General features: G+C 70.3%; 14 protein-coding genes. 2 read left to right on the top strand and 12 right to left on the bottom strand.

Annotated features, from left to right (window positions below; translation table 11 throughout):
• Positions 1-65: 65 nt before the first annotated feature.
• The 11 genes from ACZ9QC_RS19775 to ACZ9QC_RS19725 all read right to left on the bottom strand — a co-directional run bounded on the left by ACZ9QC_RS19775 (position 66) and on the right by ACZ9QC_RS19725 (position 10,661).
• Complete coding sequence (locus ACZ9QC_RS19775) at positions 66-1,973, bottom strand: endo alpha-1,4 polygalactosaminidase (protein WP_472921333.1); 1,908 nt, start codon at positions 1,971-1,973, stop codon at positions 66-68.
• A 122-nt stretch (positions 1,974-2,095) separates the two neighbouring features.
• On the bottom strand, positions 2,096-3,817 hold the full coding sequence (locus tag ACZ9QC_RS19770; protein ID WP_472921332.1) for a methyltransferase: 1,722 nt from the start codon (positions 3,815-3,817) through the stop codon (positions 2,096-2,098).
• A gap of 114 nt (positions 3,818-3,931) precedes the next feature.
• Positions 3,932-5,167 carry a 4-hydroxybenzoate 3-monooxygenase gene (locus ACZ9QC_RS19765; RefSeq protein ID WP_472921738.1) on the bottom strand — a complete coding sequence of 412 codons (1,236 nt, stop codon included), beginning with the start codon at positions 5,165-5,167 and terminating at the stop codon, positions 3,932-3,934.
• Positions 5,168-5,313: 146 nt separating this feature from the next.
• Entirely contained in the window at positions 5,314-6,207 is an 894-nt protein-coding gene (locus ACZ9QC_RS19760; RefSeq protein WP_472921331.1) for a phosphorothioated DNA-binding restriction endonuclease, read from the bottom strand.
• Positions 6,208-6,315: 108 nt separating this feature from the next.
• On the bottom strand, positions 6,316-6,687 hold the full coding sequence (locus ACZ9QC_RS19755; RefSeq protein ID WP_467331151.1) for a beta/gamma crystallin domain-containing protein: 372 nt from the start codon (positions 6,685-6,687) through the stop codon (positions 6,316-6,318).
• 85 nt (positions 6,688-6,772) lie between these two features.
• Positions 6,773-7,138: a beta/gamma crystallin domain-containing protein gene (locus ACZ9QC_RS19750; protein WP_472921330.1), complete on the bottom strand. Its 366-nt coding sequence runs from the start codon at positions 7,136-7,138 to the stop codon at positions 6,773-6,775.
• A gap of 186 nt (positions 7,139-7,324) precedes the next feature.
• Entirely contained in the window at positions 7,325-7,669 is a 345-nt protein-coding gene (locus tag ACZ9QC_RS19745; RefSeq protein ID WP_472921329.1) for a PIN-like domain-containing protein, read from the bottom strand.
• Between the two features lie 42 nt (positions 7,670-7,711).
• Positions 7,712-8,368 carry a DUF433 domain-containing protein gene (locus tag ACZ9QC_RS19740; protein WP_060887836.1) on the bottom strand — a complete coding sequence of 219 codons (657 nt, stop codon included), beginning with the start codon at positions 8,366-8,368 and terminating at the stop codon, positions 7,712-7,714.
• An 85-nt stretch (positions 8,369-8,453) separates the two neighbouring features.
• Positions 8,454-9,365: a hypothetical protein gene (locus tag ACZ9QC_RS19735; protein WP_472921328.1), complete on the bottom strand. Its 912-nt coding sequence runs from the start codon at positions 9,363-9,365 to the stop codon at positions 8,454-8,456.
• 284 nt (positions 9,366-9,649) lie between these two features.
• Entirely contained in the window at positions 9,650-9,784 is a 135-nt protein-coding gene (locus ACZ9QC_RS19730; protein ID WP_472921737.1) for a DUF397 domain-containing protein, read from the bottom strand.
• The gene (locus ACZ9QC_RS19725) at positions 9,747-10,661 is read right to left on the bottom strand and encodes a helix-turn-helix domain-containing protein (RefSeq protein ID WP_472921736.1); all 915 of its coding nucleotides are present in this window, start codon (positions 10,659-10,661) and stop codon (positions 9,747-9,749) included. The genes ACZ9QC_RS19730 and ACZ9QC_RS19725 overlap by 38 nt, the downstream gene beginning before the upstream one ends.
• Positions 10,662-10,837: 176 nt before the next feature.
• On the opposite strand from ACZ9QC_RS19725, the gene ACZ9QC_RS19720 reads away from it, so the two are divergent.
• Both ACZ9QC_RS19720 and ACZ9QC_RS19715 read left to right on the top strand, forming a co-directional pair.
• Positions 10,838-11,299: an ATP-binding protein gene (locus ACZ9QC_RS19720; protein ID WP_472921327.1), complete on the top strand. Its 462-nt coding sequence runs from the start codon at positions 10,838-10,840 to the stop codon at positions 11,297-11,299.
• Between the two features lie 144 nt (positions 11,300-11,443).
• Positions 11,444-11,980: a DUF4232 domain-containing protein gene (locus ACZ9QC_RS19715; protein ID WP_472921326.1), complete on the top strand. Its 537-nt coding sequence runs from the start codon at positions 11,444-11,446 to the stop codon at positions 11,978-11,980.
• A gap of 85 nt (positions 11,981-12,065) precedes the next feature.
• Here ACZ9QC_RS19715 and ACZ9QC_RS19710 read toward each other — a convergent pair whose 3' ends face one another.
• Positions 12,066-12,302 (bottom strand): hypothetical protein, encoded by a 237-nt coding sequence (locus ACZ9QC_RS19710; RefSeq protein ID WP_472921325.1) that lies wholly within the window; start codon positions 12,300-12,302, stop codon positions 12,066-12,068.
• Between the last annotated feature and the right edge of the window lie 150 nt (positions 12,303-12,452).

The following is a 12,452-nucleotide window of genomic DNA, read 5'->3' as shown; positions in this document are numbered from 1 at the left end:
CGGGGTGACCGGGGTGGCCGGGTGCGAAGGGTCAGGTCCGGCAGGCGTACCCCGCGGGGACGGTGTCAGCAGGTCTCGTCGAGGTAGCCGCTGGTGCCCTCGGGCACCACGTTCTGGTCGCGGCGGACGATGCTCAGTTCGCCGCCCCAGCCCTCGCAGGCGTTCGCCAGGCCCTTCGCCGTGTACTCGACGACGAAGACGTTGTTGTCGAACGCCTTCGCGAAATCACCGCACTCGTCCCACTCGCCGCACTCCTCCACCACGGCGAAGTCCAGCCCCACGGAGGTGCGGTCGGGCGCGAGTTCCAGGGTGTTCTTCTGGGCGACGGCCAAGCCCTTCGCGTGGGCGTGCGCGGACAGCAGCTTCATGAACGCCTTGGCCTGATCGGCCGTGAGCTGGTCCGGGAAGCGGGTGAACGTGTCGTAGTTGTCGGGCTCGACCGCCTGGTACCCCTTGGCCGCGCACTCGTCGATCCAGGAATTCACCCGGGCGGCGATGCGCTGCCGCTTGGCGGCCGTACGAATGTCCAGGACGGCCTCGTTCCAGTCCTCGTCGCGGACGACCTTCCCGGCGGCGTCGCGCAGCAGCAGATCGGAGTCCCAGTCGTCCTCCGCGTCCTCCTGCGCCTGGAGTGCGTTGAAGTTGCAGATGTTGTACGCCCCGGGCGCAGCCGGGTCCTCGTAGCTACGGCTGACCACCCGCACGCCGGCCGGCAGGGTGTACGCCCCGCCGATCTGGTAGTCCCACCGCACGTGCTGCGGGGGCAGGGACACGGCGGCGGACCCCGACCCCGACCCCGACCCCGAACCCGCCCCAGTCCCAGTCCCAGTCCCAGCCCCAGCCCCAGTCCCAGCCCCCGAGCCTGACGGGCTCTCCTCCGTCTCCCCGGTCGTCGTCAGCAGCATGAAGCTCAGCCCCGCGACGACCAGGACCGCGCCGACGCCGATGAGGAGACGCCGCCCACGACCTCCCTGCCGAGCGGGCCGCCCGTCGCGGGCATCCTGGGCATCCGGGGCGTCGGAAGCCGGGGAGCCTGCCGCCGACTCAACGGGTTCCGCCGGTTCCGCCGGTTCCCCCGGTCCCATCGGTGCCGCCGGTGCGGTCGACACCGCCGGTACCGGCGCGTCCGGCGTCTCCGGAGGCTCCGGAGCCTCCTTGGCTTCCGGAGCCTCCGGCAGCGTCAGGACCAGGCTGTGCAGCTCGGCGAGATCGGGGCGTTCGGCCGGGTCCTTGGCCAGGCAGCGTTCGGTGATGCTCCGGAGCGGTTCGGCGACCCCGTCCAGGGCCGGCGCCTCGTACATCACCTGATAGCCCGTCAGGTAGGGGCTGCTCCCGTCGAACGGACGGGTCCCGGTGGCCGCGTACACCAGGACCGAACCCAGCGAGAACACGTCCGAGGCGGCGGTGACCTCCCGGGGGGAGGCGAACTGCTCCGGCGACATGAAGGGCGGCGTCCCGATCAGCCGCCCCGTCACCGTGAGGGCCTCGTTGTCGACGGCGTGCGAGACGCCGAAGTCGATGACGCGGGGGCCGTCCTCGGCCATCAGGACGTTGCTCGGCTTCAGGTCGCGGTGCACCACCCCCGCCCGGTGGATGTCCCGCAACGCCTCCACGAGCCCCAGGGCGAGCGTGCGCAGCGCACGTCCGCCCAGCGGCCCGTCCTCGGCCACGACCTCGGAGAGGGTGCGGCCGGGCACGTACAGCGTCGCCATCCACGGCTGCTCGGCGTCCGGGTCGGCGTCCACCACCGGCGCCGTGAACGCCCCGCTGACCTGGCGTGCCGCCGCGACCTCCTGCCGGAAGCGCGTGCGGAACTCGTCGTCCTGCGCGTACGGGGGGTGGACGACCTTGACGGCGACCTGCCGTCCCGAGGCCGAGCGGCCCAGGTAGACGATGCCCATGCCGCCGCTGCCGAGCCGGTCGGTCAGCGTGTAGCCGCCTATGGACTCCACATCACCGGGCCTCAGCGGCATCGCCCGTCACCTTTTCCCTGTGCCGTGCCTTCGAATGGCTGTTCAGTGGGATCAGAGTAGTCGCGCGTTTTTCTCGCGAGACAGCGCTTACCGGGACATGCTGATCCCCAGCCCGAATGCCGCTATTCACACCTGCGTTCACACTGGACGGCGGCCCGGGACTTCCTCGCGTGGAGCACGTTCCCGTCCAGGGGCAGCGGGCTCCGGTCCACCAGGGCGAGGCCCGCGTCGGCGAACAGCCGGCCGTAGTGGTCGGCGCGCCGTTCGCGCCCGCCGACGTTGCACATCATGTGCAGATCCCAGGCCGTGGCCAGCGAGACCGAACCGTCGGAGGGCAGGACGCGTTCGACGACGAGGAGATCGGCGTGGTCGGGCATCGCGCGGGCGCAGTGGCGCAGGATCTCGCGGCAGCGCTCGTCGTCCCAGTCGTGCAGGACGCGGGACAGGACGTAGACGTCACCGCCCGCGGGGACGTCCGCGAAGTCGCCGGCCACGAAGGCGCACCGCGTGCCCTGCCCCGCCTCCGCCAGTCGGCGGCGGGCGGCCTCGACGGCGTGCGGACGCTCCAGCAGGACCCCCTTCAGACGGGGGTGCGCGGCGAGGACACGGCCCAGCAACTCCCCGTTGCCGCCCGCCACATCGACCACCGTGCCCCCGACCGGGGCTTCAGCCGCGGCGGTGAGCACCGGATGCGCGGGCAGCGGGTCGAACATCGCGGACCCGGCGGCCATGGACCGGTCGAAGAGCTCCGCCAGTTCGGGGTCGCGGGCGAAGTGGTCGAAGTGGTTCTCGCCGAAGAGGTGCTCGAAGGCGACCTCTCCGGTGCGCACGGTGTGCCCGAGCCCGGCGAAGGACCGGTAGAACGGGCCGCCGTACATCAGCGCCAGCGCCCGCATCGACCCCGGGGCGTCCGCCCGCAGCAGCGCGCCCGGTCCGGTGAGCCGGAAGCCGTCGCGGCCCTCCGCCACCACGCCCAGCATCACCAGGTAGCGCAGCAGCGTCGCCAGGTTCTCCGGCCGCGCGCCGACCTCCCGCGCCAGCTCCGTCACGCCGGTTCCCCGCTCGCCGTCCATCGCGTCGGCCACCCCGAGCTGCGCGAAGGCGGTCAGCGCCTGGGTGGTCCACGCCCCGGTCAGCAGGCGCAGGAGCGTTTCGGCCGGCTGCCGTGCGCGGTGCCCGGCGAGGTGGTCGGCGAGCACGTCGCGGTGGTCGCCGGGGACGTACAGCTCCACGCGCCGGTACCCGGCCTTGGCCTCGGCGGGCGCGTCGAAGTAGAGGACGGTGCCGTTCTCGTGCGGGTTGTAGCCGCCGCCGTCCGGGGTGGCCCCGTAGCGCGCGAAGGTCGCGCACAGGCCGCGCAGCACCAGTGGTTCGGGCGCCGTGACGTCGAACGCGAGGTGGGTCTCGTGCTGCCGCTCCCGCTCGTGCGCGGCCAGCGTCTCCAGGCCGGATCCCGGCGGCACGGTCAGGGCGAACACCTCGACCGTCCGGTGCTCCCCGCCCGCGCCGACCACCGAGGGGCGCACGATGCCGATGTCCAGCTCGGCCCGCGGCCGCCGATGCCGCAGCGCGAGTCGCTCGCGTACGACGACACTGGGCCTCGGCGGCGGGACCGCGCCGAGCCCGCAGTCGGTGAGCATGGCGCGCAACTCCGTCTCGTCCGAGGGGAAGACGAGCAGCGCGGCGTGGGAGAAGCGGCAGCGCTCCGCGAGAGCCCGTAGCTCGGGACCGTCGAGGCCGGGCAGCAGCAGCGGGAGCAGCGCGGCGGTGTCCTGCTCCTTGACGAAGTCGACCGTCGCGCGCAGGCGGGACGTGTCGCTGTCGCCCGACAACGTCGTGATCATTGCGGGGATCCTCATTCGGGGGTGCGGAATTCGGGAGGGCGGAGGGAAAGGGAGGGATAAGGGAACTGCGGGGCTGGGGGAGGGCGGGGCGGGGATCGGGAAGAGGGGCCGACCTCATACGCCGACGTAGTGCTCGGCGAACCAGTCCTGCCGGGTGCGCGAGCTGCGCAGCGACGCGAGGCGGGCGCGCCGCAGGGAGTCGTGGAACGAGAGCGTGCCGTCCGTGCCGTGACCGTCGGTGCCGTGACCGTCGGTGCTGTAGCCGCCGTCCGTGCCGGGGCCGTGGCCGTCCTTGCCGGGTGGGCCGTGGAGCAGTCCGATCATCCAGTGCGAGAACTCCTGCGCGCGCCAGATGTACGGCAGACAGCGCGCGGAGTACGTGTCGAGCCCCCCGGTGTCGCCGTGCCGGAGCGCGTCGATCAGGGCGCGGGCGAGGAACTCCGCCTCCAGAACGGCGAGGTTGGCGCCCTTCGCCGCGGACGGGCTGATGAGACCGGCGGCGTCGCCCACCAGGAACAGGGAACCGTGCCGCAGCGGTTCGAGCACATCGGACTCCAGGTCGACGACGGTCCGCTGCACCACGGGGCCCCGGTGCAGCGGACCGTACTCCGTCGCCCGCATCCGCAGCTCCAGCTCGTCCCAGAGGCGCTCCTCGGACCAGGCGTCGGCCGGGGTCCCGCGCTCGCACTGCAGGTAGTAGCGGGTGATGTCCCGGGTCCGCGCCATGTGCCCGGCGAAACCCCGCTCGTGCACCGCGTATCCGACGGCGTCCAGACTGGGCGGTGCCTCGGCGAGCAGTCCGAGCCAGGTCACACCGTGGTCCAGGTGGTGACGGCGTACGGAGCCGGCCGGCAGCGACCGGCGGGCCACGCCGTGCCGTCCGTCGCACCCGGCCACGTACCGCGCCCGCCAGCGGTCGGGCCGCCCGTCCTGGTCGCGCACGGTCACCGAGGGCCGGTCCGTGTCGGCGTCGAGGACGTCCATGGCCTCGGTGGTGAACTCGACCTGTCCGCCGGCGGCCAGGAACCGCGTCAACAGGTCCGTGACCAGCCGCTGTTGGGGATAGACGGTGTGCCGTTCACCGCGCCCGAGGCCGCTGTAGTCCAGCCGGAACCGGCCGTCCTCCGTGCGGAACTCGCAGGTGCTGTGGGCCTGTCCGTCCCGGCGCAGCCCCTCGGCCAGCCCGTGCCGCTCCAGGATCCGTACGGTGTGGGCGGCCAGGAACCCGGCCCGCGCCCGCGTCTGGACGTGCGCGCGCTCGGCACGCTCCAGGAGGACGCAGTCGATCCCGCTGTCCTGGAGGAGATTGCCGAGCACGAGCCCGGCCGGACCGGCACCGAGAACGACCACATCGGCTGCTCGCCGGATCTTCCTATCTGTCACGAGAAGGGATAGTAGGTGCCAGGAAGTTCCCTACCGGACGAAGATCACCTGAACGAGAAGACCACAAACCGTGACGTGCCGTGAGCGGCCATGGCATTGGCGGAGGACTGCCCTCAGGCAGCCGTGGCGGGGCGCGGTGTGCCGCGGAAGACCTGGCTGATGTGCCAGTCGAGGTGGTCGGCCGCCACGGGGCGGACGCCCGGCTGCGGACCGACCAGCGCACGTCCCGCCAGGGCGATGACCTGCTCCCGGGCGGCGGGGCTGTGGCCGACGAAGTGCTGGGAGACGAGGACGCGGTGGTCGCCGTCGACCCCGAGGACACCCTTGTCGAAGAGTTTGTGATGGAGCGAGCACAGGCACAGCCCGTTGTCGACGTCGTCCGGTCCGCCCAGCGCCCACCAGCGCACATGGGCGGCCTCCAGCCCCACCGGGACCGGGCCGAGCCGGCCGTCGTAGCCGCAGAAGGCGCACCGGTACTCGTAGGCCGTCAGCACCAGTTCGCGCATGCGCCGGTCCCGCTGCTTCCGTACGGTCGAGAGGGGGACGACCTCCGCCGGGTCCAGCTCCAGGCCGACGGCCTCGCACAACTCCCCGTGGACGGAGGGCGGAAAGTGCCGGTCCAGCAGCAACCGCGTGACGCGCGGCAGCAGTTCCGGCTCGCTGCGCAGCGCGGCGCCGAATTCCGCCGAGAGCCGGCCGGTGGCACCCGTCTCCCGGAGATCCCGCACCCCGCTCCCGGGACTGCCGGGGCCGCGATCCGTACGGACCTCCCAGACGCCGTCACTGACCAGGTGGTGGAACGGGTAGGCGGGTGACGTCCTGTGGGGCGGGCCGTACTCGGTCAGCAGACGCTGGAGGTCCTCCTCGACCGCGCTGTACCGCAGTTCGCCGTCGGGGTCCTGCTGGAACCGGCCGAGGGCGTGCAGAAGCAGCAGCGGCTTGTGCGGAGCGCGCGTCCCGTTCCTGGTCCACTGTCTCAGCTTCGCCACCCGCTCCAGCCAGTCCATGGCCGCTGATCGTAGTGAGGCGCATGGGCCGGGGGCGAGGGCCACGGGACGAGCGGGACGGCGACCGGGCAGTGCGGGCAGGATCGCCGTCCCGTCGGTGCCGGTGGTTCAGAGGATCCTGAACTTGTCCATCCGCACGCCGCCCGGGTGGTTCGAGAAGGTGTAGACGGTGTTCTTCGCGATCGGTGTGTCGGGCTGCCACCTACCGTCGCCGTACCACTGGACGCGGTTGTTGCCGGTCGAGATCCGGTGCAGCCACATGTTGGCGCCCGTCATGTCCCAGGTGCCGGCGTTGGCGACACACCAGTCGTAGGGGCCGCCGGAGTCGGTCGAGTGGACCGTGATCCGCAGGAACTCGCTGGGGCCGCACGGCACCGTATTGATCGCGAACGCCTCCGTGGCCGTGACGGCGGTCAGGGAGGCCGTCAGCGCCAGGGTCGTCGTCGCGGCCAGAGCCGCCCGCTTGGCGATGTTTCTCATGGAGTTCGACGCCTTTCAGAATTGTGGTCACCGGCAGGACTTTTCCGTGCTCGCCGGTCCTTCACTCGGGTAATTGCCGTGCGTTTCAGAGGATCTTGATCCAGGAAGCGCTCACCCCGCCGGGGTGATTCGGCCAGGTCATCACGTTCCACTTGTTGATTCCGTTGGCGGGCTGCCATGCCGCGTCCCCGAACCACTGGACGCGGTTGTTTCCGGTCGAGATGCGGGTGATCCACGAGTTGCCGGGCAGGGGAGCCGTTCCGGCGTTGGCGAAGCAGACGTTGGTGTCGGAGCGGCCGGGCTGGTGGTAGGTGACCTGCACGAAGTCGCTCCGGCCACAGCTGACCTCATTGATCGCGAACGCGTTCGTCGCGGTGAGGGCGGTCAGGGAGGCCGTCAGTGCCAGGGTCGTCGTCGCGGCCAGGGCCGCCCGCTTGGTGAGGTCTTTCATGGAAATTCTTCACCTTCCGGAAGTCGACAGAATGTGACTCGGTCGACTGTTAAAACGGGTCTGCGGGGAAAGGGGTTGCTTCGCCGAAGTGGATTCTTCCGGCCTGCCCTTTGGGGCAACTCCGAGGGCAGAAAGGGCATCGACCCGGCACCGACCCCGAATGTCCCGGGTTCCTGCGTCATCCCCTCACGGCCAGGTGCGCTCGATGCGGTCGTGCCGCACGGCGTAGGCCGTCGGCCCGCCCTTCTCGACCGCCCGGTGGATCGCGTTCCGGTGCATGGCGAGGCGATCGATCATCTCGGCGCTGCGAAGCTGCTGGTTGTCCAGGTAGAACAGCACCGCCTCGCGTTCCAGGACCGGTTGGATCTCCAGGTCGCGGGTCTTGATCCGTCCGTCCTTCGAGAGCGGAACCCAGGAGCGGTCGAGACCGTGCGTGATCCACTCCTCGTCCGGGATGTCCTGGCCGTCGTCCGGGAAGACGTCTCCGATGCGGTGAACCGTCCACCCGCAGGCTCTCAGGCCCTCCGCCACACGGCGACCGGGATTCCGGTCGAGGAAGAACTCGGGGAGGACTCAGGCGACAAGGTGCACCACTGCCTGGCAGAGCGCGTCCACCTGCTCAGGCGTCATGTCGTAGTCGTAGGCGATGTCCTCGACGGTTTCCCCGGCCTCCCACAGGTCGGTGATCGCCTGGACCGTGACGCGGTTCGCGGCCACGACAGGGAGACCGTGGCCGAACCTCGGGTCGATCACTACGGGGACGGAGTCCGGGTACTGCCTCAGCCGCAGGCTGGAGGGGAAGTCCTCGCCCGGCTCCCAGGTGAGGTAGCGAAGATAGTCGGAGACGACTTCGTGAATGGGTACCTGGCCGTCGCGGGCTCTGCGGAGATCCCCCCAGCCGTGCTCGATGAAGATGTCCACGCCGTCCGTGGCGATTCTCTTGGAGACGAGGCCGTAGGGAGTGTCGAGAGCGTCCCGTACGGCGGCAGCCGCCTCCCTGATCTCGCTCATGCGGAGCCCCAGAGAACGGAGGGAGCGCAGGGCGTGCGCCTCGGCCACCGCGATGAACGGCACCGAAGGCTGCCCTTTCCGCACCGGCTCCACCTGGTGGACCAGTGGTGCTCCGGCGGCTTTGCCCTTCAGCCACGAGGTGAGGGTCGACTGAGGAATCTGAAGGTAGGAAGCCGTTTCCGTGGGCGTCAGAAGCCCGTCCGTGAACCTGTCGACCATGTCCCACCTCCTCTTGGCGTCAGATTTCGCACCGTGCCACACCAAGCCTCCCACCTGCGGGCGGACCGCACACCCGGCCACCGGCTCAGCCGGTTGCGGGGAGTTGGTTCCGGGTCCGGCAGTCCCGGCAGTGGCTGTGTCCTGCGGAGCGGAAGCCTCGGTCGCAGCCGTCGCAGTTCCGCATTCTCAGGACCGCCGGGCGCTCTGGGCTCTCGGGGCTTCCGGACTCCGGTGCGGTCAGCGGAGTCTCCTTGAGGCGGTAGGCGAGGATGCCGACCGGGCGGACGAGGAGGTCTGCTGGGAGGCGTGCGGTGAGGTGGTCGGTGATCTGGGTGGGCAGGAGGCCTGTCGTGAGCCACTGGGTGACGGCCGGGGCGAGGCGGGCGGCTTCCCGTTCGGACAGGACGAGGCGGGGGTCGACCCGGCGGAGGCCGGCGAGCAGGGCGATGGCTCGGGGGTCGGCGTCGGTGAGTGGGGCCGGTGCCTCCGCCGTCTTCACCTCCGCTTGTACGGGCGTCTGTACGGGCGTCTCCACTGTGTCCCGCACGGGCGCGGACGCGGGTGCGGGCGTGGCGGCGGCGGGTTGCGTCCGGGGGCGACGAGGCTTGGGGGGAGCGGGAGGCCCGTCCGGGTTCGGGTCGGGCTTGCCGCCGGGTACGTCGTAGAAGTACGTCCGGGTGCGGACCTGCCCGGTGGTGGTTCGCTCGCGGCGGCGTTCCAGGTATCCGGCCGCTTCCAGTTCCCTGAGCGCTCGCGAGATGAGGATCTCGCCCTCGTCGAAGTGGGCGCACAGGGCGGTGATGCTCACGGGGGTGCCGGTGGGCAGGGAGGAGATGTACGTTGCGACGCCGATCGTGACCGCGCTGCCGCGCCGCTGCGCGAGGGCGTTGGAGATCACCGTGAAGTCGGCCGTCAGCCGGGTGCGTACATGGATCACACCGGAGGTTGGTACTCCGGCGTCAGCGCGCAGGCGCGCGTTAGACTGCGAATCAGCCATCGGGAAGCTGTTCTCTTCCTGATCGGTCAGGCCCTCGTTCGGGATTGCAGTCCCGGCCGGGGGCCGATGTCTTTGTGCGGTTGTCGCGGCGAACGTAACCGCCCGCCTCCCGCGCCTGCAAGCCGGTCACCCGGACGGGTGAAGCGGCCCCTCGCGGCCAGGGAGGGTGGGTGGGCGGGTAGTTCTTTCCCCCGGTTCTTTGGGGAGGTCAGCGGCCCGCCGGACCCTCGCGGACAAGGGCCCGGTGAGCCCGGAAGACGGACGGCGGCCGGGGCCCGGCCGCCTCAGGGACGGTGGTGCCGCCCAGTCTTCAACTCGCCTATGAAGGCCGCCCAGATGGCTGTGTTGAAGTGCAACACCGGGCCGTGCGGGACCTTGCTGTCACGGACGGGGACGACGGTCCGGAACCCGTCGGCCACCTCCACGCAGTCGCCTCCCTCCTGATTGCTGTAGCTGCTCTTGCGCCAGGCGACGCCGTTCAGATCGGGACGGGACGTTGGCTCCACGGTGGTTGTCCTCCATCACGGATCGGATCATGTCGAGCGACATGAGCGGGGGCAGAGCTGCCGCCCGCAGCCGATCGTAAGTCAGCGCGAAACTCCTGACTTGGTCCGGATCCTCGATGAGTTGGCCGTAGTGCGCGCCTTCCGTGTAGGCGATCTCCGAGCCGTCCGGCATGGTGAGCACCGTGAGCGATCCGCCCAAGGCATCGTGCTCACCTTGGTCGAACGGCAGTACCTGCATGGTGATGTGAGGTTCCGCCGTGGTCCCGAGCAGCCGCGCCAACTGCTCACCCATCACCTCCCGGCCACCGACCGGACGCCTGAGCACTGCCTCGTCGAGGACCACCCACAGTTCGGGACGGTCGGGCGTACCGAGGCGCTCCTGTCGTCCCATGCGAAGGGTGACCCGCTCTTCCAACTGCTCCTCGCTGCTGAGCGTTCGGCCGACCCTCAGCACCGCCCGCGCATAGTCCTCCGTCTGCAATAGCCCCGGCACCACATGCGCCGCGTACTGCCTGATGGTCACCGCCCGCTCCGAGTACTCCATGAACTTCCGCGACCAGTCCGGGAACGCCTCCCGGTACACGTACGGCCACAGGTCCACCAACAAGTCGTCCGCGCCGAGGACCGCGTCCAGCGCACGCGCCAGCTCCAGCGTCGGCTTCGCCCCGGACGCCCGCTCGATCTGGGTGATCCGCGTGCTCACCACATGCGTCCGGTCACCGAGCTCGGCCTGTGTCAGTCCGGCCGCCGTGCGGAGCCTGCGCACTCGCGCGCCGAACAGCGCCGCCATCGACACGCTGGGATCAATTCCGTTGGCCAAAGCGTCACTTCCGTTCCTTACGGACTGAAAAGTAAGGCTGCGTCACCTGTCGAGCGTAGGGCGATCGGACGACTCTTGGACACGGAACGTGACGATTCGCGTACGCCGTGAAATGTCTCAGCTCGACAGACAAGGACGGACCAGCCGTGCTGACAGCAACCACCACCCCGTCGGACGAACCAGGACTCCCCGTGGTCGCCCAGCGGTTCGTCTCCTCCCCGCGAGGTGTGCGGCTTGCCCGGCACCTCGCCGTCAGGCACATGGAGGAGTGGGGTTACCCGGCGGCGTCCGAGGTGTCGTGCAGCGTCGCTCTCGTCGTCGGCGAACTCGCCGCGAACGCCGTACAGCACGGCCGAGTACCTGGACGGGACTTCGGTCTCCGGCTCGCCCTCGACCTGGCGGCAGGGCTGGTCCGTATCGAGGTCGCCGACGCCGCCTCCGCGAAGCGACCACCCACGGTCCCGCCCTCGTCGTACCCCGAGGGCGAGTCCGGTCGAGGGCTGCTGCTGGTGGACGTCCTGGCCGCGCGCTGGGGATCGGAGCCTCGTCGCCCGGTGGGCAAGACGGTGTGGGCTGAGGTGCCCCTTGAGGCGGCAACTCGCCTGTAGGTAGCTGGAATTGAGCCAACCCAGGTTATCGCCGAACAGATTCCCTGCCCCACCGAACCTCTTGCGTGTGACGCGCATCTACAGGGGGGCAGGCGCACACCGACCTTGTGCGCCGATTCGTACGCGAGGGGAACCCGACACATCATGAAGAGCAAGCTGACCGCCGTGGCCCTGGCGGCGATCGTCGTCGCAGGCACCGCCGCTGCCGCCGCACCGGCCTCCGCCGCCCAGGCCGCGCCGACCCGCTGCCACACCGCCGACCTGAAGGCCGGCTTCGCGCTGGGGGACGACGCGAGGCCGGAGATGAACCAGACCGAGAAGCAGACCCAGGCCTACATCTGGTTCACCAACCAAAGTGAGCGCACCTGCACGCTGTCCGGCTTCGCGGGGGTCGACATGGTCGGCGCCCAGACGACCGACGGCACCTGGTCGTTGATGCGCTCCTCCCAGAAGTCCACGAAGATGACTCTGGAGAAGGGCGACACGGTGGACTTCAGCATCACTCTGCTCCCCGTGGCCGCGTCCACGCCCCGGGCGGAGAAGTTCGTCCCGTCGAAGTTCCTGGTCACGCCGCCGAACGAGACGGAGCACTTCACCCTGACGTGGCCGTTCGGCGGCCAGATCCTCAAGCAGGACGGCGCCACGCGCCCGGCGACGTACCTCAACCCGATCGGTCTGTAGACGCGATAGGCGCGATAGGCGCGGTAGACGCGGGGGCAGTCTTGGACAGCCTGACGGGACGGCCCCGGCGAGCGAGGTCGTCCCGTCAGCTTTCACGGACGCGGAGCGAGCCGCAGATGACGAATCCGTCGTCCGCCCCGTCCGACACGAGCAGCGTGGTGAATGTGGACCGATGCCGGTCCGGGACGCTCGCGAACGCGTCGATGTCGACGGCGGCCGCCGTGCCGGGGGCGGGCGCGCGGGAGATGAGGAGCTGGGAGTACTGGGACTTCACCTTCATGCCCAGCACGTTCAGGAACTCGACCTCCACCGCACCGCCCATCACTCCACCCGTCGCTCCGCCTCCCGGTCGCGACCGCAGTACGAGTCGACAATGGGACACCTCGTAGGACCAGAGCAGAAACGGCCGTTCGACACGGAGAGGAAGCTCCTTCTCCAGGCCCGCGGCTAGACGTGACACAGGGCTCCCCCA

The sequence above is a fragment of the Streptomyces sp. HUAS MS02 genome, from assembly GCF_055702265.1.
This window is presented reverse-complemented; position numbering and strand designations above follow the sequence as displayed.